The organism is Roseateles amylovorans, from assembly GCF_025398155.2.
Taxonomy (GTDB): Bacteria; Pseudomonadota; Gammaproteobacteria; order Burkholderiales; family Burkholderiaceae_C; genus Roseateles; species Roseateles amylovorans.
Genome location: NZ_CP104562.2, coordinates 4,153,573 through 4,174,842, shown reverse-complemented (window position 1 = coordinate 4,174,842; position 21,270 = coordinate 4,153,573). Strand labels below are relative to the sequence as shown.

Sequence of the window (21,270 nt, the reverse complement as noted above, 5' to 3'; positions counted from 1 at the left end):
CCCTCGCATGCAAACACTCTTTTCCTGCTTTCCCACCGGCCTGCCGGGGATTGCGCTGCTGTTGATGCGTGTGGCGTTGTGCATGCTGGTGGCTGAGGTCACAGGCTGGCCGTCCGATCCGCTGAACCGGGGCGCCATGGCGGTGATCGCCTGGGCAGCGTCCGCGGCACTGGTCATCGGATTCCTGACGCCGGTCATCGCGATCCTGTGCGTCCTGGTGGTGGGGCGGGCCTGGCTGCTGATGCCGCCGGCGGTCGATCTGATGCAGATCTGCCTGGTCCTGGAAGCCGTCGCGCTGGCGCTGCTCGGCCCCGGCGCCTACTCCCTGGATGCGCGATGCTTCGGCCGACGCCGGATCGTGTTTGCGCGGGACGACGAGACCGATGCCCCTTGACTCACCGCCGTCCGAGAGCCGCCCGTTCGATCAGCGCCGCCACGGCCGCCGGATCGGACTCATAGATCGCATGGCTGCCGGCGCATTGGCTCACCGAGACACCGACCCGCAGCGCCATGGCGCGCTGTGCCGCCGGAGGAATCATTCGGTCGTCGGTGGCCACCAGGTACCAACTGGGCTTGCTGCGCCATGAGGCCGTGGCGATCGTCCCATCGAAGGCCGCCATGCCCCACGGCACCTGGGCATCGGCGAGGAAGCGGGCCCGGGCCGGCGGCAGGTCCGCGCCAAAGGCCGCGGCGAATTGGTCGCGGTCCATGCGCAGGAAGCCGTCGGTCGAGGGCAGGATGGGCGGGCCAATGACCCCTTCCGGCGGATGGGCGACCAGAGTCTGCACCGACTCCGCCTTGTCCGGCGACACCATGCGGCGCACCGAGTGCCAAAAGGATCGGGGGGCGTGGTTGCGGCTCATGTCAGTCCTCGTCGGTGGGGGCGGCCCGAGGCCAACCGGCTCGCGCTCGGCGGACATGGTCGATCCGGGCGCTGCATTCCTCGTCTCTCCTGCGGTCTATCCCGAAAGAGAGAGCGGGTGTCTCGATCGCGTGATGCGGCCGCCCCCGGGCGATGGAGACGACAGGGGGACGGGGCGGCGGTGGGCGGTGGTGCGCAACGCAAGGCGCAGACTGCCTCAACGAAGACTGACAGCTCCAACCGGTCCGACAGGTCCCACCGGTCAGGCAGAGCGGACCGCGACCACCAGGGCCCACGCAGGCCCTCAGAGCACCTCGTTGAGAATGCCTCGGCGCATGGCGATGACCACCGCCTGCACCCGATCGCTGGCGCCGAGCTTGCCGAGGATGCTCTTCATGTGGCTCTTGACGGTTTCCTCCGACACGCCGAGCCGATCGGCCACCTGCTTGTTGGAACCGCCGGCGGCCACTTCGCCGATCACCTCCACCTCCCGGTTGGACAGGGATTCGTCGGTCAAGCGCAGGGAGAGCTCGCGCGCCATTTCCGGCGCGATGTAGCGCCGTCCAGCATGGACCTCGCGCACGGCCGCGACCAGCTCCTTGCGTACCGTGTTCTTCAGCAGATAGCCGCAGGCGCCGGTCTTGAGCGCCTGCATGGCCTGGACATCGCCGCGGTAGGTGGTCAGCACGACGATGCGGGCAGATGGCGACTGCTTCAGGATCCGTTCCATGGCCGCGATGCCGCTCATGCGCGGCATCTGCAGGTCCATCAGCGTCACATCCGGCTGGTGCCGGGTGAAGAGCTCTACCGCTTCCAGGCCGTCTTCGGCCTCCGCCACCACGGTCATGTCCGGTTGCGCCGACGTGATGGCACTGATGCCGGTGCGGACCATCGGGTGGTCATCCACGACCATCAGGCGAATCGGGCGTTCCATGGGCTGTGACATTCGAAAGGCGGCAGGCGGGCAGGGCGCCCGAGCGGGCGGTTCGGCACGTTAACGGCAATCCCGCGAAGGCGTCAACAACCCCCGCGCGCGACTCACTCGATCGAGTGAGTCGACGCTCCCTGCATCGCGGCTGGTGACCCGGCGGCTTCCTCCCTAGAGTGCGCCTCATCGGTCGGACGGGCGCCGGACGTCAAGGCGTCGCTCCGGTCCCGCGACCCAGGCGAGGACCCGTTCCTCCGACGAAGGAGAGGCCGATGAGCCCGCACAGCACCGCATCCCTGCCGAGGTCGTTCACCTTCGGTCCGTTCGTTCTTGTCCCCGAGTGTCAGGCCCTGATGTGCGCCGGCACCCCGGTGCGCCTGGGCGGCCGGGCACTGGACCTGCTGACGGTGCTGGCGAGCCGGGCCGGGGAGCTCGTGACCAAGCGCGAGCTGCTGGCCCAGGTGTGGCCCAGCTCGGTGGTGGAAGAGGGCAATCTGAAGGTGCACATGGCCGCGCTGCGGCGGGCGCTGGGCGATGCGCCCGGGTCGGCGCGTTTCATCGCGACGGTGAACGGGCGCGGCTATCGCTTCGTGGCCCCGGTCGAGACGGCCACCTTCCGGGGGCCGCAGGCCGCCGCCGCGCCCTCCCGCCACTGGACCCACAACCTGCCGGCATGCGTGGCGCATGTGGTCGGACGGTGTGAGGAGATCGCCCTGTTCAAGGACGTACTGCAGGGCGGCCGTCTGCTGTCCATCGTCGGTGCGGGCGGCGTGGGCAAGTCCGCCGTCGCGCTGGCGGTCGCAGCGGCCGTGGTCGACGATTTCAGGGATGGCGTGTGGCGGATCGATCTGGCGGCGCAGGCGCCCACGGCGCCGCTGTGCGCGACCGTGGCGGCCGCCGTGGGCGCGGCGCTGCGGGGCGGTGATCCGGCGTCCGACCTGTGCGCCCAGTTGCGGCCATTGGAGCTGCTGCTGGTGCTGGACAACTGCGAGCAGCAGGTTGACGCCGTGGCCCAACTGGCCGAGACGCTGCTGGCCAAGGCCGCCGGCGTGAAGATCCTGGTCACCAGCCGGGAGCCGCTGAACACCGCCGGTGAGCGCGTGCGCCGCCTGGCGGGGCTGCGGGTGCCCCCCGCGACGGTGCGGCTGGGCGCGGAAGACGCGCTGCGCTATCCCGCCATTCGGCTCTTCGTGGAACGGGCGTCGGCCCGGTGCGAGCGCTTCGAATTCGGCGATGCCGAGGTGAAGGCCGTGGCAGCGATCTGCCGCCGGCTCGACGGACTGCCGCTGGCCATCGAACTGGCGGCGGCGGTGGTCGGTGACGTGGGCGTGGGCGGACTGCTCCGCCAGATCGATGACGGTTTCCATCGGCGGGTCGAACGCCGGGCGACTGATCCCCGCCATCGCTGCCTGGCAGCGATGCTCGACTGGAGCCTGGGGGCGCTGTCGCCGGACGAGGGCGCCTTCATGCGCGCCGCCTGCGTGTTTCCGGACGGGTTTGCCCTGGAGGACGTGGCCAGTGTGGCCGGGATCGATCTGGCCTCGGCGGCCGAGCTGGTTCGGCGGCTGGTCTCGACCTCGCTGGTCATGGCGGACAAGGCGGACAAGGCGGACAAGGCGGACAAGGCGGACAAGGCGGACATGGCGGACAAGGCGGACATGGCGGGCGATGCCCTCCGTTATCGCCTGCTGCACACCACCCGGCGCTGCCTGCTCGATCGGCAGGCGGCCCAGCACGGGCCGCCGCTGCGGTGTCGGCCGCATGACCTGCACCCCGGTCGGCCGGTCCCATGGACGGATGGCCCCGTGGCAGGCGAGCCCTTCGGGCCCTGCTCGACGGACGACGGGCTGGGCAGCGCCTGTCCGGTCGGCAAGCTGCAAACCACCCTGTCGGCGGTGTGAATGACAGTGGACAAAGACACATGCGGGCCAGCGCCGCGGGAGAACTTCATGATGGACTTCGGCCTTGACCCCATCCGCGTCCGGGTGCGACACAGCGAGCCGCTGCTGTCGATCGGGCTGCACGCGGTGCTTCAGACCATCCGCGCGATCCAGCTGATGGACGAGGACCCCGCCGGCCATGAGGAGGCGCCGCATGTGCTCATCACCGACTGGAGCACCGGCCTTCAGCTGGTGGAATCGGGTGACCCGGCGACGGCCGTGTCCATCCGGCTGTTGGTGATCTCGTCGCAGGTGAGGGAGCAACCGGTGAGGGCCGCCTTGCGGCAAGGGGTGCACGGCCTGCTGCTGTCCGCCTGCTCGACCCGCGAGCTGCTGTCCGCGATCTTCGCGTTGGCGTCCGGTCGGTCCTACGTCTGTGCCGAAGTGGCCCAGCGCATGGCAACCAGCTATTCCAGGGAGCCGCTCACGGCCCGCGAAGAGGACGTGCTGGCGCTGCTGTGTCGCGGCCAGTGCAACAAGTCGATCGCCTTTCGGCTGGGCATTGCGCCGGGAACGGTCAAGTGCCATGTCAAAGCCATCCTGGGCAAGCTGGCGGCGAGTTCCCGGACCGAGGCGGCCATCATCGCCACCGAATTGGGCATGGTGGAGTTCGCCGCCTGACGGCGACTCCGCGCCGTCCCCTGCGGCGCATCCCTCCGCGCCTTGACCACGATTAACCAGCCTTATCCCCGCGATCGGCGTCGAACGAATACCTTTTCAATGTCGGCGCCAGACGCGCAGACGACCGGGGCGGGCCGTTCATCTCGCCGCGGCATTCATTGATTGATTGATTCATCGGTTCATCGGTTCATTGATTCAGTCATTCATTCATTCATCGATCCATTCACGGAGCATTTCATGATCAATCCGAATGAGCCAATTTCCCAGGGGCCTGGCACCCCGAGATCGTCGGCCTCATGGCCGCTGACGGCGGGCCCACGGACGCGCGGCTCGGCCCCGACGTCGGTGCTTCGGCGCATCGGCCAATGCGTGGCCGCGATGGTGGTGGCGCTGTCTGCGCCGATGGTGGCCAGCGCGGCGCCCTCGGCCCCGGAGGCCACGAATGTCGTCAGTTCCGCGGCGGTTCGCTATCGCACGGTGAAGGTGGACGGGGTGAACGTGTTCTACCGGGAAGCCGGCTCCAAGAACGCGCCGGCCATCCTGCTGCTGCATGGCTTTCCGACGTCCTCCCAGATGTTCCGCAACCTGATTCCGCGACTGGCGGATCGCTATCACGTGATCGCGCCGGACTATCCCGGCTATGGCCAGAGCGACATGCCGCCGATGGACAAGTTCGAATACAGCTTCGACAACCTGTCCCGGGTGGTCGACAAGTTCACCACCGCCATCGGGCTCACCCGGTTCGCGATGTATGTGCAGGATTACGGCGCGCCGATTGGATATCGGATTGCGGCCGCCCATCCGGAGCGCATCAGCGCGATCGTGGTGCAGAACGGCAATGCCTACGACGAGGGGATCGACAACGAGTTCTGGGTGGCGGCCAAGGCCTACTGGGCCGACAAGTCGGTGGCCAACGGCGCGAAGCTGCGACCGCTGTTCGAGCTGCCCGCCACCAAATGGCAGTACACGGAAGGCATTCGCGACACCCAGCGCATCAGTCCCGATGCCTGGACGGTGGACCAGGCCTACATGGACCGTCCCGGCAATAAGGACATCCAACTGGAGATGTTCTACAGCTACGGCAGCAATCCGCCGCTGTATCCGTCGTGGCAGGCCTACTTCCGCAAGCATCAGCCGCCGATGCTGATCGTCTGGGGCAAGAACGACAAGATCTTCCCGCCGCCCGGTGCGCATCCCTATCTGCGCGACCTGCCGAAGGCGGAGCTGCACCTCCTCGACACCGGCCACTTCGCGCTGGAAGAGGAGGGCGAAAAGATCAGCCAACTGATGCGCGCCTTCCTTCAACGCCACCTCAAGTGACCGATTGATCGATTGACCGAGTGACTGAGTGACTGAGTGACCGGCGCGTGGAGCAGGCGGAGCCCGCTTCGCTCGTGCGCGCCAGGTCGCCGAGCCCCGGGGCCGGCGGTGCGAGGGTCAGGCGATGACGCCGTCAGCGCGAGGCGGCATGCAGCCTTGCCGAGGGCGCCGGGAAGTGACGTCGGCGAGGGGCGCCAACACCTCAGGCGGCGAGCGCCGAGGCCGTCGGCACCGCCGGCAGCCAGACGGTGAACACCGAGCCTTTGCCCGGTTCGCTCTCGATGTCGATCTGCCCTTGCATCCGCTCCACCAGCTCATGCACGATGCACAGGCCCAGGCCGGTCCCGCCGACCTCGCCGTTGGGATGGACCCGGAAGAAGCGGGTGAAGAGGTGGCCGATGGCCTCGGGCGTCATGCCGATGCCGCGGTCGCGCACCGACAGGCCGATGCGGCCCCGCTCGATGTCACGGGTCAGGCCGACCTCGATGTCGCCCCCTTGCGGCGAATACTTGCGCGCATTGCTGAGCAGATTGACCAGGACCTGCTCCAGCTTGACCTCGTCCGCATAGACCAGCCAGTCACACAGGTCGGCCTGGATGACGAAGCGATGCCGCTCGCTGAGCACCGATTGATCGTCCACCGCGCACTGCGCCACGCCCAGCAGGTCCACCTCGCCGATGTCCATCTGACCCGGCAGCTGGGCTTCGATGCGGGTCAGGTCCAGCAGGTCATTGAGCAGGTCGGTCATGCGCCTGGATTGGCGCACGATGGTCTCCATCATGCTGAGCTGCGCCGGGCTGAGATGTCCCCGCATCTGCATCAGTTCGGCAAAGCCCTGGATGCTGGCCAGCGGCGCACGCAGCTCGTGGGCGGCACTGCTGAGGAATTCGGTCTTCATCTGCGAGACGGTGTGCTCCGCCGTCACGTCGCGAATCACCAGGATGTCGAAGGTGCCGCTCTTGCCGTGGGTGCCGGTGGACAGCTCCAGAATCCGCGGTCGGACGCCCGGCACCCGGATGTGGCAGACACCGGCAGCCGCGCCGGTGAAGATCGTGTTGTCCTCTTCCTTCAGCCGCCAGGGCGCCAGCGAGGCCAGCACCGTCGCGCGGTCCATGCCCTCCAGCGTCAGGGAGGTGAGATCCGCGCAGGCGGGATTGACCAGATTGGCCAGGCCCTGTGGGTCGAAGGAGACCAGACCCACCGGCGTGTCCTGGAACAGGCTCTTCAACTCCTGCGACAGCTGCGACAGCGCCTCCATGCGCTCCCGCTTCAGGGTCACGTCCGTCTGCACGCTCCAGAAGTGCGTGATCCAACCGGTCGCCGGATCACGGATCGCGGCAATCCGGAGGTGATTCCAGAATGCGGTGCCGTCCTTGCGGTAGTTGTGCAGCACGCCTTCATAAGGCAGGCCGGCGCGCAGGGCCTCGCGCAACCCGGGCAACACCGGCTGATCACGTTCCTCGCCTTGCAGCAGGGTGCAGGATTGCCCGCACATCTCGTGCTTCGCATAGCCGGTCAGCACCTCGAAGGCCGGATTGGCATAGACCACCCGATGCGGACTGTGGGCCTCCGTGATGACTGACGCGCTGGGCAACAGCTCCAGCGCCGGCCAGTACAACTGATCGAAGCGTTCCGCCAGCACGCGGGACGTCGCGTCCTGGCATTCGCCAAGCAGACGGCCGGTCGGCCCCGAGGGCGCCAGCTCAGGCTGCAGCGTCAGGTCCACCCAGGCCATGCGGGCCGGGTCGACATTCAAGGGCAGGCCGCGCAGCTCGGGGGCCGCCGTGCCGGCGCGGCGCTGCGCCAGCCAGTCGGACAGCGTCGCGCGTGCGCTGGGGTGGATGCAGTCGGCCAGCGGGCCTGGAACGTCCTCGGTGGCCAACGGTCCCTCGGCCGACACCAGCCTGTCCTGGTCATCGATCAGCACCTGGCCGACGGGCCGGGCGGGCAAGGCGAAGACGACGTGGGTCATGGGCGAATGGGAGCGGCCTCAAGGGGCATGCAGGGGCGCCCCCGCCGGGCGGGACCACGCTCAGGGCGTGCCCGGTCCGCGCAAGGTACGACCCTGAAGCGCATCGATGTAGCCTAGCAGACGCTCGATCCCAACGGGCTTCTGATAGATCGTCACCCAGTCGGGCAGGCGACGGCTGGCCCGAATTTCGGCCACATTTAACGAGGTGGTCACCAGCACGTCGATGCTTCGGTAGGCCGGGTCGTTGTCCAGCATCTTGACCAGGTGGAAGCCGTCGAAGGGCTGCATCACCAGATCGGTGATCACCAGGTCGGGCCGTTGCCGCTCGATCAGCACCAGCGCCTGCGACGCATCGTGGGCTACGACCAGCTCGATCGGCAGCCGGGTACCCTGCAGCAGTTCGCTCATGTAGGCGACCTGGTCGGGATCGTCCTCCGCCAGCAGCGCCCGCAAGGTGCGACCGGCCGAGGGCACCGCCGTCGCAATTGCCGTCGCCGTCGCCGGGCCGCTGACACCGCCAAAGCCGCCGCCGATCGCACCGGCGACGCTGGGGGCGCTGTTGCCGAGGGTGGCGCTGCTGTTGGCCGGATTGCTGGCGCCGGGCCGCTGCTGCGCCAGCGCCTCCACCGAGGCGCGATAGATGCGGCGATGACCGCCCGGCGTCGTCCAGGCCTCCAGCTCGCCGTTGATGACCATTTTCTGTACCGAGGTGATGGACAGCCTGAGCAGGTCTGCCGCCTCCTTGGTGGTCAAAACATCTTTCTCGAGCGACATGACGACAAAACCTTGTTGGGGTGGAAGGCTGAAGATGACCGATGCGGCAATGAACGAGGATTCTGCCCTCAGTTTCTACCGCCCCATCGGCATCGCGGTCGTACGGTTGGCGTTCAGAACAATTCGATCGGGGGACGCTGTTGGGACTCGGTCAGCACCTCGCCGGTGACCTGCTCATGGCTGCGCCGCTGGCTGTGCATGACATAACCGGCCACCTGGGCGTCCAGGCGCTGTTTGACGCTGAGCAGCCGGCTCGGATCCCAGGGCTGATCGGACAGCTGGCCCGCCATCGCCTGCAGATGCTCGTCCAGGCCGCGCATGGCCGATTGCACCTGTTCGACCTGCTGGCGCATCACGTCGTGGAACTGCATCTGGCCCAGCGCGCCGGACAGTTGCCGGACCACTTCGTCATGGCCGTCCTTGACTGCATCGATGAAGCTCAGCAGGCGACTGGAAGCCTCCACCAGGCGATCCTGCATCTCCCGCACATCCTGCAGGCCCTTGCGCATGTTGCCGCTGGAGGAGTAGCGGTCGGCGGCGTTCTGGGCGGCATGCAGCTCGGAGTCGATGCCGTCGGTGGCAGCGTTGATCATCCGGCCGATGTCGACCGCCGCTTCCGCCGTGCGGTTGGACAACTGCCGGATCTCGCCGGCCACCACCGCGAAGCCGCGGCCGGCCTCGCCGGCGCGGGCGGCCTCGATCGCGGCATTGATCGCCAGGAAGTTGGTCTGCCGGGCCACGGTGGCGATGACCTCCACCAGGGGCGCCAGTGCCTTGACCTCCTGCAGCCGCTTGATCCGGCCCAGGTTCGCATCCACGTCGCGCTGCTGTTCAGCGACGAACATCTCCAGCACCGCGCTGAGCTGCCGATCGATCAGCAGCTTCTCCTTCATCACCTCCGACAGTTCCGCGCCGTTGCTCTCCGACGCCCGGATGCGCGCCATCTGCTGGTCGGAGACCCGATGCACCGAGTTGATGACGCCGATGACCTGCACGACGCCTTGCTCGGTTTCCTTGAGGGCATCGTCCAGGTGACGGGCCATGGTTTCCAGATAGGGACTGACCTGCTGCAGCTCCTGGGCCGCCGCCTTGCGGGGCATCGGTCCGTGGTGGGCTGCGGCAGGGTGTGTGCCGGAGGGGCCACGCCGATGCAGGGCGCGGGCGGTCCAGGGCGTCAACAGGCGGCGCAGCATCGGCTGAAGCAGCAACGCCACGGCCACCAGCGCCGCGCCGGTCCATGGGCCGGCGCTGCCGGTGACCGGCGTCAGCCAGTGCGACGCCGCGCCGGCCGCCAGCGTCAGCAGCAGGCCGGCGCAGCGGCCGGCCCAGCGCAGCGCGACGTCGGTGTCGACGGCCATGCCAATCCCGGTGCCGGTGCCGGTGCCCGGTGCGGGCGGCGGCGAATGGCCGCCATCCAGGTGCAAGGTGCCTTGGTCCATGATCGTGCCCTGTCAGGCGCCCGGCAGGACTTGCTTGACCACCTTGATCAAGTCCTCCCCGGTCACCGGCTTGACCAGCCATCCCGTGGCACCGAGCTTCTTGCCTTCATCGCGCTTGGCGGAGTCGCTCTCGGTGGTCAGGGTGAGGATGGGCGTGAAGCGGAACGCCGCCTGCGCCTTGACGGCCTTGATCAGGTCCAGGCCGCCCATGTTGGGCATGTTGATGTCGGTGATGATCAGGTCCGGCTTGACGCTGCCCTTGAGCACGTTCAGTGCGAGCAGCCCATCGGCCGCGGTCAGCACCTTGAAGCCGTTCATCTCCAGGTTGGCGCGCAGGCTCATGGTCATGGTGGCCGAGTCGTCCACCACCAGAATTGTCTTGGCCATCGTCGTTCCCTTTCAGTTCAAAAGTCAGGTCGTGGATCGACCCGTGGTTGTCGGGTCAGCGTGTGGGGTGGCAGAGCACCGGCTCCAGCCACGCCCGCAGCGCCGCGTCCTCCGGCCAGTCCTGCACCGGCACGCGCGCGGCCATCAGCACCTGCAGCACGGCCGGGTGCAGATGCCGGCAAAGCGCCAGGCTCAGCTGGGCGTCCTCGCGGTCCTGCAGCCAGCCCAGCAAGGATTCGGTCTCGTCGATGCCGACGCTCTCGCCGAAGCGGGCCAGCGACCCGGTGAATTCGATCGATGTCACAGCAGCTCCTGAAGGTTGAGCACCATCAGCACCGAGCCGTCGCCTCTCAGCGCCGATCCGGCAAAGGCACGCAGTGACGCGAGCACACCGGTCAAGGGCTTGAGGATGATGGCCTGGGTGCCTTCAAAGTCGTCGATCAGCAGGCCCAGCAGTTCCTGCCCGACCCGCACCACCAGCACCGCGTGTTCCTGCGCGTCGTTGCACAGCGCGGGCGCGGGCAGCCCCAGCAGATCGTTGAGCGAGCGCAGCGGCACCACCCGGTCGCGCAGCACCGTGACCTGGTGCTGGCGCAGCGGCCGCAGCGCATCGCGATGCACCCGCACTGTTTCCACCACCAGATCCATCGGCACCCCGAAACACTGGCCGCCGCTGAGGATGGTCATCACCTGCGACACCGCCATCGACAGCGGCAGCGAGATCCGCACGCGGGTGCCCTGGCCCTTGACGCTGTCCAGGCTCAGGCTGCCCTTGACCTGGGCGACGGCGCTGCGCACCACGTCCATGCCCACGCCGCGGCCGGACAGGTCGGAGATGGCGTCGGCGGTGGAGAAGCCCGGCGCGAACACCAGCTGGATGGCCTCGGTGTCCGTCATCCGTTCCAGGCTGGCCGCATCGACCAGGCCGCGCTCCAGCGCCTTGCGCTTGACCCGCTCGGGGTCGATGCCGGCGCCGTCGTCGCTGATGTCGATCAGCACGCGGTCGTTGTCCTGCCGTGCATCGATGCGCAGGGTGCCGCTGCGCGGCTTGCCGGCGGCGAGTCGCTGCTCGGGCGTCTCCAGCCCGTGATCCAGGCTGTTGCGGATCAGGTGCACCAGCGGGTCGCCCAGGGCCTCGATGATGTTCTTGTCGGCCGCCGTGTCCTGCCCGCTCATCTGCAGCTGAACCTCCTTGCCCAGTCGATGCGAGATGTCGCGCACCAGCCGCGGGAAGCGCTGGAACACGAAGGACACCGGCAGCATGCGGACCTGCATGATGGCGTCCTGCATCTCGTCGCAGATGCGGCTGATGACGGCATGCTGCGCGCGGATCTCCCGGGAGAGTTCCCGCACGCCGTAGACCGTCTCCGCGCGCTGCGCCAGATAGGGCACGCCGTTCTTGGCGACCACCATTTCGCCGATCAGATTCATCAGCCGGTCGATCTTCACCTGGTCCACGCGCAGGGTCTTGGCCGGGCCGCTGTCGTCCTGGCGGGTGCTGGCGGCCGGGAGGTCGCTGCCCGGCTCTGACGGCCCAGTCGATGTCAGGGCCTCCGAGGCTGCTGCGCCTGCTGTGCCTTCGGCGGGGAGGACGCTCGGGAAGGCCCGATCCATCCAGTCCAGCAGGGGCTGCGCCCGCCGCTGCGCTTGTGCCTGTTGAAGCGCCTGCTGCAGCGCCTGGTGCAGCGCGGCGTGCAGATCGTCCTTCCGCGCCTCATCAGCGGGACCGGCTTCGGTGGCCGTCAGGGCCTGCGCGCCCAGGCAGGCGGCCAGCGCCTCGGCGACCGAGGCCACGCGGGCGTCCGACCAGGCGGTCTCGGCGCTCAGCGCCAGCACGGCGCGCTGGGCGGCCAGCATCCGAGCCAGGACACTGACGTCCTCGGCCCTCGTGACGCGCCCGTCCGCGGACAGATGCAGCGGCGAGGGCAGCGCATGCACCTCGATCTGTTCGGCCACATAGCGGAAGTGCGCCTCGATTTCCTCGCGCGAGGCGGCCAGCAGCAGCTCGAAATCCAGCATGCATTGAAAGGCGTCCAGCGCGCTCAACGGCGGCCACGGCGCCCGCGCCAGCACGCCTCCCCAGACCAGGCCCGGGCATTGGCGGGCCTGGTGCATCGGGTCTTCGCCCTGGTAGAAGCATTCCGGCGAAGGGCGGTAGATCACCCAGTGCAGGGCATGGCCGCCGTCGGCCTGCAGACGGGCCTGTTCCAGCGCGCTGGCCGGCACGCGGTGCAGGTCCGGGCCCGCGGCGGGCGTGTCGGCCCGGGGGGGGGACGGGGCGGTGTCCGCCGCTGGCGGACCGGCCGTCTCGGCCACCAGCAAGGCGCGCAGGGCCTGTGCATGGTGCAACGAATCGGCGGCCAGGCTGTTGCCGTGGGCGTCACCGGCCTCGATGGCACGGCACATCCGGCCCACCAGGTCCATGGCCGCCAGCAGGCGGTCGGCCAGCGCGCTGGAGTAGCCCACGCGGCCCGAGCGCACCGCATCCATCAGGTCTTCACCCGCATGCAGCACCCGGGTCATCTCGGGAAAATCGAACAGGCCGCTGTTGCCCTTCAGGGTGTGCACCAGGCGGAAGAGCCGGCTCATCAGCTCGGTGTCATCGGGCTGGGCCTCGAGGGAGAGCAGCAGCTCGCCGATGCCCTCCAGCGCCTCGGTGGATTCGGCCAGGAACTGGTCCAGCAGGGCGCTCATGGCTGGGCCTCGCCCAACAGCAGGCGGATCGGTTCGAGCAACTGCTCCGGCCGGGTCGGCTTGAGCAGGAACAGGTTGGCGCCGGCCAGGTAGGCCTGGCGTTTGTGATGCTCGGAGTCTTCGGTGGACACGACGATGGCCGGTGCCAGCGAGATCTGCTGGCCGCGCAGCTCGTTCAGGAAGCCGTAGCCATCCAGCCGCGGCATGTTGATGTCGACCAGGTAGAGATCGAACTGCTGCTGCAGCGCCTTCTCCAGGGCCTCCAGACCGTTGCAGGCCTCATCCACGCCGTAGCCTGCGCGTTCGAGCAGGTCGCGACAGTACAGGCGCACCGTCGGTGCGTCGTCGATGACCAGGATCTGTTTCATGCCACTACTCCGTGGGCTTTTGGTAGACGATGGCTTCCGGGAACTTGCGCGCCCGGAACAACGGGGAGATGCGGCTCATCGATTCGGAATGGCCCAGGCAGATGTAGCCGCCGGGCTTCATTGCATCGAAGAAGGTTTCCGCAGCGGCCTTGCGCGACTGGTCGTCAAAGTAGATGAGCAGGTTGCGGCAGAACACCACATCGAAATTGCGGTAGGGCCGGGTGTCGAGCCGGCTCGACAGGTTGACCCGGGTGAACTCGATCGACTGGCGCAGCTCGTCGCTGATCTGGAACTCATTGCCGATGCGCTTGAAGTAGCGGCCCAGATAGGCCGCCGGCAACTGCGCCACCGAGCGGCTGCTGTAGCGGCCGCGACGGGCCTGCTCCAGGATGCGGGTGTCGATGTCGGAGGCGACGATCTCGACGTCCACATGATGGATGTCGGCCCACAGTTCCAGCAGGCAGATCGCAATCGAATAGGCCTCCTCGCCGGAGGACGACGGCATCACCCAGATCCGGATCGGCGCGCTGCCGCTGCGGCGACGCATCAGCTCCGGCAGGATCGAACGCACCAGGCAATGGAACTGGTATTCCTCGCGGAAGAAGTAGGTCTCGTTGACCGTCATCAGGTTGGTCAGCGCCTGCAGCTCGCTGTCGCCGTGATCGAACCGCAGCGTGCTCAGGTAGCTGCGGAAGCTGGTGTGATCGGTGGCGGCCATCCGCTCGATCAGCCGCTTGTCCACGAAATAGCGCTTGCCCGCATCGAACTGGATGCCGGTGCGGCAATAGAAGAGGTCGCGAAACCGCTGGAAGTCGTCGTCGCTGATGACCGGAACGGCGCTCATGGCGTGGTCACCGAGGTGCAGCGCTGCAGTGCCGCGCGGGCGGCGAAGTCGATATAGGGCTGGTCATCGAAGCGACGTCGGGCGGCTTCGATGGCCTCCACCGCCTGCGCATCCCCGATCTGGCTCAAGGACTCGAGCAGACTGGCGCAGACATTCACATGGGTCTCCGACACCAGCGCCCGGGCCAGCAGGCCGGCCACTTCAGGCAGGCCCAGGCCCTCCAGCACGCGCACCGCATGGATGCGCAGGTGCGCATCGTCGTCGGCCAGCAGCTGGCGCATCAGGGGCAGGGCTTCGTCCGGCCATTGCCTCAGGGCCTCGATCGCCTGGTTGCGCAGGGCGGTGTCGCCTTGCCGGAGGCAGTCCACCAGACCGGCCGCGGCCTCCGGGGCCTTGAGCTGGACCAGCGCGTGAAGCAGGGCCTCGCGCACATCCATGCGGGGCTCGTGCGCCAGCCGCTGGAGCAAGGCGGGCGCTGCGGCCGGGCAGTCGCCCCGCTCGCCGAGATCGCGGGCGGCCAGCCGCCGCACCTCGGGACGCTCATCGTCGAGCTGCAGTTGCAGGCCCTCGCAATCGCGGCACTTCGTTCGGGTGTTGAGACCGTCGCGGGCGGGTGCCGCCGTGGATTTGATCAATCCCATGGCCAGGTTCCTCAGCGTGTGGCCCACAGCTTGAGCTGCGAGGCAATCTTTTCCAGGGGAAGGATCAGGCCGGCACCGCCGCGCGCAATCAGCTCGGCGGGCATGCCGAAGACCACGGCGGTGTCGCTGGACTCGGCGATCGTGCGACCGCCGCCTCGCTTGATGGCGGTGAAGGCGTCGGCGCCGTCATAGCCCATGCCGGTGAGCATCACCGCATTGATCCGGTCGGCCGGCAGATGCTCCAGCGCGCTGCGGCCCATGAGTTCGACCGAGGGATGCCACAGCATCTCGGCGTTCTCCGGCCGCGGCATCACATGCAGCACGCCGCCGCGGCGCGCGAACACCACATCCGCACCGCCCTTGCCGATGTAGACCTTGCCAGCCTCCAGCGGCATGGGGCGGCTGGCTTCCAGCACCTCCAGCGCACACAGGCCGTTCATGCGAGCCGCGAACGGCGCGGTGAAACTCGCCGGCATGTGCTGGGCCACGACCACCGGCCAGGGATAGTCGGCCGGCAGCAGCGGCAGCACCTCCTCCAGCGCACGGGGGCCGCCGGTGGAGACGCCGATCAGCAGCAGGCCTTCGCTGCGGGGAGCGCGGGAGGCGGTGGCGCCAGAGGACGCCGATGACGCCGATGAAGCCGATGCCGCCGATGCCGCTGGCGCCGCTGCGGGCCGCACCGCGTCGCTGCGCCGACGCAGGCGAGGCCGCAGTCGTGCCCGAGCGGCGGACCGGACCTTGTCGATCAACTCGGCCTTGACCTGCTCCAGCGACAGCGAGATGGTGCCGCCCGGCTTGGCGATGTAGTCGATCGCGCCGAGGTTGAGCGCCTCGAAGGTCGCCAGCGCGCCCTTTTCGGTGAGCGAGGACACCATCACCACCGGCACCGGCCGATCCGCCATGATCAGCGAGAGGGCGGTGATGCCATCCATGTCCGGCATGTTGATGTCCAGCGTCACGACATCGGGCTCGAAGGCCAGGTTCTCCGCCACGGCTTCGATTCCGTTGCGGGCCTGGCGCACCTCGAAGTCGCCTTCGGCTTGGAACAGCAGGGTCAACTGGCGCCGCATCAGCGCCGAGTCATCGACCACCAGAATCTTGATCACCACAGCCTCCCTGGTTTCAATGCAATGCACGGCAAGGCAACGCGACGCCGTTCACGGCAATGCCACGCCATTCGACGCAATACAACGCCACGCCACGCCACGCCAGCGGACCGAACTCAGTCCGCCATGGCCGCGACGGCCGCCATCTCGGTGTCCGCCAACAGATGCTGCGGATCGAGCAGTTGCAGCATGCGTTTCTGCTTCTCGAGATTGGCCATGCGCGCCAGCAGGGTGGATTGCTCGCTGGACAGCTGCGGCGCGGGTTCGATGGCGATGCGCGGCACCTTGAGCACTTCGGCGACCGCATCCACGATGAAGCCGGTGCGCACGCCGCCGATGACGAACACCATGATGCGTTGCCCGTCATTGCGCTCCACCGCCGGCAGACCGAGCCGTCGGCGCAGGTCCAGCACCGGCAGCACCGCGCCGCGCAGATTGATCACGCCCTCCACGGCCGCCGGGGCCCGCGGCACATGGGTGAGCAGCTCGGGCACGCGCACGATCTCCTGCACGCTCTCGATCGGCACGCCGAACTCTTCCCGCGCCAGGCGGAACACCACCACCTGTTCGTCCTCGTGCAGACCGGAGTCCGCGCCTCGGCTGACGGCCGCTTGCTGGGATGAGGTGTCCATGTGGTTCAGCGCCTCCTGCACGGCGGAATGACGGAACAGTTGATCGGTCGACACCACGGCGACCAGGCGCTCGCCGCGACCCAGCCGGCAGATGTCGGTGATCTCGGCCAGGCCGCCGTCGCGGGCCAGCAGGCGCGGCAGGGCTTCCACCTCCTGCCGGGCCACCCGAAGGACTTCATTGACGCCATCGACGACGATGCCCACCGAGGCCGCGCCGGTCGTCACGACCAGGATGCGGCTCTGCTCGCTGGCATCGAGCTCGGGCAGCGCGAACATGCGGCGCAGCACCACCAGCGGCAGCAGCCGGTTGCGCAAGGTCATCAGGCCCAGCACATGCGGCTGGGCGCGGGGCACCTGGACGATCTGCTCCGGCACCTGCACGATCTCCTGCACATCCTTGATGTCGATCGCGTATTCCTGACCGGCCACGCTGAAGCTGACCAGGTGCAGCTCGTCGTCGTTGTCGTCGCCCGCCTGCTGCGACGCCTGCGACGCCTGCGATGTGGGCCCGGCGGAGGCCACTTCGAGCACCCGTGTGGCCGAGGCCTGACGATCGGCTTCCAGCGCGCTCAGGTGGGCGAACTGCTGGTCGATCAGCTTGGCGAAGTCCAGCACCATGACCATCGCATGGCCGCCGATGTCCTTGATCAGGCCGGACAGCAGCTCGGTGTTGACCGCGCTGGCGATGTGGGCGACGCCCTCGATCTTGCTGGCGTCGACACCGACCACGCTGGACACCCGATCGACCACGAAGCCCATGGGCTGGCCGATGTCGATGACCACTGCGCGGGAGTTGTCGTCGCTCGGTCGGTCGGCAAATCCGAGCGCCCGGCGCAGCGACACGATGGGCAGCACCTTGCCGCGCAGATTGGCCAGCCCTTCGAGAATGGGCGGCGACAACGGCACCTGCACCACCGCAGGCGCACGGATGATTTCCTGCACCGGTGCCATTTCGACGGCGAACACCTCATCGCCGCAGATGAAGGTGACGTATTGACGATGGTCCTGCGGGCTGACGGTCTCTGTCACGGCGGCGGCCGCGTCGGGCGGTGCCGGCTGGGGGGAGGCGGGGTGAGGCGAATTCATGGTCGCGGCTCCTGGCTCAGGCGCTTTGAAGTTCGTCGGCCAGCGAGGAGACTTCCTCGATCGCGGCGGCCAGTTCCTCGGCGCCTTGCGACTGCTGCTTGGCGGCGGTGGCGGCTTCCTCGGAGGCCTTGGCGGCCTCCTGCGCGGCCGAGGCGATCTGCTCCACGCCCGACTTCACCTGCACCACGGCAGCGCCGATCTCGGTCGACGCGTTGAGGATCTCGGCCATGCCGCGTTCCACGACCTCGATGTCGGTTTCGATGGTGATCAGGTTGGCGGTGGTGGCGCGGGCCTTGGCCACTTCGGCGGTGGCCGAGCTGACGATCTCTTCCAGGTCGCGGCCGACCAGGCCGATCTGGTCCTGCACGCCTTTGACCAGCTCCTTGATGCGGTCGGCGTTTTCCGCCGAGTCCTGCGCCAGGTTGCGGATGTCGGTGGCCACCACGACAAAGCCCTTGCCGAATTCACCGGCGCGAGCGGCTTCGATCGAGCCGTTCACCGCCAGCATGTTGGTCTGGATGGAGACGGTGGTGATGGCGTCGACGATCTTGTCGATGCGCCGCGACACCAGCTCCAGCTCCTTGACCTGGCGGATGCTCACCCGGCTGGCCTCGGCGGAGGTCGACACGGTGGTGATCAGCGCATCCACCGAGGTCTTGTTGGTGGCCAGCAGCGACCGGATGCCCTGCACCTTCTCGGAGTTGTTCTGGGCCCGCTGCAGGGCCAGGTCGGCGCCGCGCTCGATCTGGTTGACCGCCGCTGCGGATTCCTCGGTGCCCGCCGACTGCACTTCGGCGCCGCGGCGGATCTGCTCGATGGCCGCCATGATCTGCGCGCCGGAGCGGCTGATTTCCTGGACCGCCGACGACAGCTCCTCGGCGGCCGAGGCCACCTCTTCGGCGCTCTTGGCCACATCGGTGGAATTCTTCAGGTCCTCGGACAGCTCGGACAGGCTCTGCGCCGTCTGCTCGCTGGCACCGAGCGCCTGCGCCTGCTCGGCCACCGTCTTGGCGGCCTCCACCGCGGCGGCGGCTTGTTCCTCAGCCGCGGCGGCAATGTCTTCGGAGCCCTTGAGCGCCTGGCGCGTGGCGGTGACCGATTGCTGGGCACCCACCGCGACTTCGCCCAGGCCCTTGACGATCTCCGCCGCATCGATGCGGATCTGTTCAAGCTGGTCGGTGATGATGCGGCCGTTGGCCACTTCGCCCTCGACGGTGCGGGCGGAATCACCGATGCCATCGGCAATCTGCTTGACCTCATGCTGGATCTGAGCGACCAGATCCTGGATCTGCTTGGCGCTCTTTTCCGAGGTCTCGGCCAGGGTGCGCACCTCGTCGGCCACCACGGCGAAGCCCTTGCCATGCTGACCGGCCCGCGCGGCCTCGATGGCGGCATTCAGCGCCAGCAGATTGGTCTGATCGGCAATCCGCGCCACCGCCTTGACGATGTCGCCGATGTTGGCGGCCTGCTTCTCCAGCTCCGCCACCATGGTCACCGAGGCGGCCTGACGCTGTGCCGAGACGCCGACGTTGGTCACCAGCGCAGCGATTTCGGCGCTGGTCCGGGCGACCAGCCCTTGGGTCGCTTCCGAGCGGTCGCGGCCTTGCTCGGCGTTCTGAAGCTGGCGGGTCACCGCCGCTTCCACCTGCTTGAAAGCGGCCAGCGATTCCTGGGCGGCGCCGGAGGCCTGATCGGCCCCGGTGGCGATCTGGTCGGCCGCGCGCTTGAGCTCTTCCGCGGCCGAGGCGGCCTCGGCAATGCCTGACGACATCTGTCCCGTCGCCGCAGCGATGCGTTCGGCGGCTTGCTGCTGCTTGGCCAGGGTGCGCGCACGCTTGCGCTGCACCTCGGCATCGCGGGCGGCGCTGCCGGCCAGGCGGGCGGAGGCGGTCGTCGCGCTGGCGGTGGCCGTGGCGGCTGAGGGGATGGATTTCTTGATCAGGGCCATGGGGAACCTTTCAATTCGTCAGCGGGTGGAACAGGGGTCGTGGGACGGCATCGCCCGCAGCAAGGCAGGCGCGGCCTTGGGGAAGGGGCCGATCAGGCGGCGTCCGAGGGCGGCGCTTCCTGCGACAGGCGGCCGACCAGCTGGATCAGCGCCATCGGGCTGAAGGGCTTGGTCAGGTAGGCCCGGGCACCGGTGTGCAGGCCGGCTTCGACGTCCTTGGGACGGTCCAGCGCGGTGAGCATGACCACCGGAATGCGGCGAAGCTCAGGATCAGCCGCCAGGGTGTTGCTGACTGCGAAGCCGTCCAGGCCGGGCATCATCACGTCGAGCAGGATCAGGTCGGGCCGGTGCTGGCGCACCAGCGCCAGTCCGGCCTCGCCGCTGTCGGCTTCGATCACCTGGAAGTCCTTGAACTCCAGCGTCATGCGAATGAGCTTGCGGATGTCCGGCTGGTCATCGATTGCGATAATCGTTTTATTCATTTCAATCACCTGAATCGGTGAAAGTAGTTTTATTGTTATTTGATGCGATGTCCAGCGCTGGGCGGTCGGAAGTGCCCTCCGGCGCGCAACTGACGGCGATTGCGGCAATTCCGCACACGAGGGAGGTGAGCCCTCCGCGGTGTGCAATGCGCCCCTTTTCAGGTCCAAAAAATCGGCGTATTTGATTTATTTGATTTGAGGATGAGGCATTCCAGCGTCCCGCTTCGGGCGCGGTGCCGGCGCAAGCGCCTCACGGCGTCGCCACTGAATCTGCGGCTAGCATCTCGGCCCGGAACGATTGCTCGGCGCGCCAGGTCTTGCCTGCGCCGTGTTGGGCCCCATCGATTCAATGACCGCCAGGCCCGCGCCCGACCGATGGGCCGGTGGTGAACAACCGCCTTGTCCTCGACCATGTCCGCACGACGATTCAATGCCATTGCCGACCTCGACACCGCGCTGGCTGAGGTGGATGCGGTACTGCTGCCGCTCGGTTTTGAGCGCATCGAACATGTCTATCACCGACGCTCCGACGACGACCTGCTGCCGCGTCTGCAGGCGGTGACGCTGGGCTTTGCCTATGGCTTTCGCACCTGCTGGCTGCAGGTGACCGTCAAGGTGCCTACGCTGGTCGAGCTGCTGTCCCAGGTGCGGCCGTTCGCCTACGCCAAGGCCCACGCCTGGCGGGTGCCGGACTACGCCAGCCACTTGGCCTGCATGCTGCGTCTGTCCGATCTGCCAGGCGCGGTGGGTTCCCCGTTGCCGCCGGGCCTGCAATGGCGTGAGGACGGTCGCTTGCAGCGTGCGCGCTGGGTCACCGCACAGACGCTGGGCGCGACGCTCGCTGGCTTGATCCAGCAGCAGGCGCTGCCGGCACTGGCGCAGCGGCTGACGCTGCACGGTCTGGCCGCCGCCGCCGATGCGCCGGGGTTCGAGCGCAGCGGCATCGCCGGGGCGTGGGCGCTGGCGGCGCGTCTGGCGTTGGGGGATCTGGAGGGCGCGGCGCGCGCGTTTCGGGCCCATCCGTGCGCGCTGGGCGCAGACCGGGCGCGCTTTGCGGCAGCGACGCGCTGGCTGCGCGGATGCGGGGTCGATGTCGACGACCTGGCCTGGCCCCAGCCGATCGCCGCCACGCAAGATCCGTGGGACTCGCAGCCGTGGCTCAGCGGTGATCTGGTGGGCCTGGGCGCGCAGACGAACCCGCCGACCTGACGGCCTGTCGAACGCCC

The 21,270-nt window shown here is 68.1% G+C and carries 20 protein-coding genes; 5 read left to right on the top strand and 15 right to left on the bottom strand.

The features are described from left to right. Positions 1-7: 7 nt before the first annotated feature. Positions 8-394 (top strand): hypothetical protein, encoded by a 387-nt coding sequence (locus N4261_RS17275; RefSeq protein ID WP_261756517.1) that lies wholly within the window; start codon positions 8-10, stop codon positions 392-394. 1 nt (position 395) lies between these two features. On the opposite strand, the gene N4261_RS17270 is transcribed toward N4261_RS17275, so the two are convergent. Then, the gene (locus tag N4261_RS17270; protein ID WP_354005373.1) at positions 396-863 is read right to left on the bottom strand and encodes an alpha/beta fold hydrolase; all 468 of its coding nucleotides are present in this window, start codon (positions 861-863) and stop codon (positions 396-398) included. Positions 864-1,166: 303 nt separating this feature from the next. Then, positions 1,167-1,796, bottom strand: coding sequence for a response regulator (locus tag N4261_RS17265; RefSeq protein ID WP_261756515.1), 630 nt, complete (start codon positions 1,794-1,796; stop codon positions 1,167-1,169). Between the two features lie 266 nt (positions 1,797-2,062). On the opposite strand from N4261_RS17265, the gene N4261_RS17260 reads away from it, so the two are divergent. From N4261_RS17260 to N4261_RS17250, 3 genes are all read left to right on the top strand, one after another. Continuing rightward, a complete protein-coding gene (locus N4261_RS17260) occupies positions 2,063-3,691 on the top strand; it encodes an ATP-binding protein (RefSeq protein WP_261756514.1) in 1,629 nt (542 codons plus the stop codon). Positions 3,692-3,742: 51 nt separating this feature from the next. After that, complete coding sequence (locus tag N4261_RS17255) at positions 3,743-4,351, top strand: LuxR C-terminal-related transcriptional regulator (RefSeq protein ID WP_261756513.1); 609 nt, start codon at positions 3,743-3,745, stop codon at positions 4,349-4,351. 237 nt (positions 4,352-4,588) lie between these two features. Continuing rightward, positions 4,589-5,671, top strand: coding sequence for an alpha/beta fold hydrolase (locus tag N4261_RS17250; protein ID WP_435531943.1), 1,083 nt, complete (start codon positions 4,589-4,591; stop codon positions 5,669-5,671). Positions 5,672-5,873: 202 nt separating this feature from the next. Here N4261_RS17250 and N4261_RS17245 read toward each other — a convergent pair whose 3' ends face one another. From N4261_RS17245 to N4261_RS17185, 13 genes are all read right to left on the bottom strand, one after another. Next, on the bottom strand, positions 5,874-7,643 hold the full coding sequence (locus N4261_RS17245; protein ID WP_261756512.1) for a PAS domain-containing sensor histidine kinase: 1,770 nt from the start codon (positions 7,641-7,643) through the stop codon (positions 5,874-5,876). Between the two features lie 60 nt (positions 7,644-7,703). Then, the gene (locus tag N4261_RS17240) at positions 7,704-8,417 is read right to left on the bottom strand and encodes a response regulator (protein WP_261756511.1); all 714 of its coding nucleotides are present in this window, start codon (positions 8,415-8,417) and stop codon (positions 7,704-7,706) included. 113 nt (positions 8,418-8,530) lie between these two features. Beyond that, positions 8,531-9,856 carry a methyl-accepting chemotaxis protein gene (locus N4261_RS26080; RefSeq protein WP_290428827.1) on the bottom strand — a complete coding sequence of 442 codons (1,326 nt, stop codon included), beginning with the start codon at positions 9,854-9,856 and terminating at the stop codon, positions 8,531-8,533. A 12-nt stretch (positions 9,857-9,868) separates the two neighbouring features. After that, positions 9,869-10,243: a response regulator gene (locus N4261_RS17230; RefSeq protein WP_261756510.1), complete on the bottom strand. Its 375-nt coding sequence runs from the start codon at positions 10,241-10,243 to the stop codon at positions 9,869-9,871. 55 nt (positions 10,244-10,298) lie between these two features. Next, the gene (locus N4261_RS17225; protein WP_261756509.1) at positions 10,299-10,547 is read right to left on the bottom strand and encodes a hypothetical protein; all 249 of its coding nucleotides are present in this window, start codon (positions 10,545-10,547) and stop codon (positions 10,299-10,301) included. Further along, positions 10,544-12,937, bottom strand: a complete 2,394-nt coding sequence (locus N4261_RS17220) for a chemotaxis protein CheA (RefSeq protein ID WP_261756508.1) — start codon at positions 12,935-12,937, stop codon at positions 10,544-10,546. The genes N4261_RS17225 and N4261_RS17220 overlap by 4 nt, the downstream gene beginning before the upstream one ends. Continuing rightward, positions 12,934-13,305, bottom strand: a complete 372-nt coding sequence (locus N4261_RS17215) for a response regulator (protein WP_261756507.1) — start codon at positions 13,303-13,305, stop codon at positions 12,934-12,936. Before N4261_RS17215 ends, N4261_RS17220 begins: the two co-directional genes overlap by 4 nt. Positions 13,306-13,309: 4 nt before the next feature. Next, on the bottom strand, positions 13,310-14,149 hold the full coding sequence (locus N4261_RS17210) for a CheR family methyltransferase (RefSeq protein WP_261756506.1): 840 nt from the start codon (positions 14,147-14,149) through the stop codon (positions 13,310-13,312). Beyond that, positions 14,146-14,790, bottom strand: coding sequence for a HEAT repeat domain-containing protein (locus tag N4261_RS17205; RefSeq protein WP_261756505.1), 645 nt, complete (start codon positions 14,788-14,790; stop codon positions 14,146-14,148). Before N4261_RS17205 ends, N4261_RS17210 begins: the two co-directional genes overlap by 4 nt. A gap of 11 nt (positions 14,791-14,801) precedes the next feature. Then, positions 14,802-15,896 (bottom strand): chemotaxis-specific protein-glutamate methyltransferase CheB, encoded by a 1,095-nt coding sequence (cheB, locus tag N4261_RS17200; protein WP_261756504.1) that lies wholly within the window; start codon positions 15,894-15,896, stop codon positions 14,802-14,804. Between the two features lie 116 nt (positions 15,897-16,012). Further along, entirely contained in the window at positions 16,013-17,614 is a 1,602-nt protein-coding gene (locus tag N4261_RS17195; RefSeq protein ID WP_261756503.1) for a chemotaxis protein CheW, read from the bottom strand. 16 nt (positions 17,615-17,630) lie between these two features. Further along, positions 17,631-19,562 carry a methyl-accepting chemotaxis protein gene (locus tag N4261_RS17190; RefSeq protein ID WP_261756502.1) on the bottom strand — a complete coding sequence of 644 codons (1,932 nt, stop codon included), beginning with the start codon at positions 19,560-19,562 and terminating at the stop codon, positions 17,631-17,633. 92 nt (positions 19,563-19,654) lie between these two features. After that, positions 19,655-20,044: a response regulator gene (locus tag N4261_RS17185; protein WP_261756501.1), complete on the bottom strand. Its 390-nt coding sequence runs from the start codon at positions 20,042-20,044 to the stop codon at positions 19,655-19,657. Between the two features lie 411 nt (positions 20,045-20,455). On the opposite strand from N4261_RS17185, the gene N4261_RS17180 reads away from it, so the two are divergent. Next, complete coding sequence (locus N4261_RS17180; RefSeq protein ID WP_261756500.1) at positions 20,456-21,253, top strand: hypothetical protein; 798 nt, start codon at positions 20,456-20,458, stop codon at positions 21,251-21,253. The last annotated feature ends 17 nt before the right edge of the window (positions 21,254-21,270 follow it).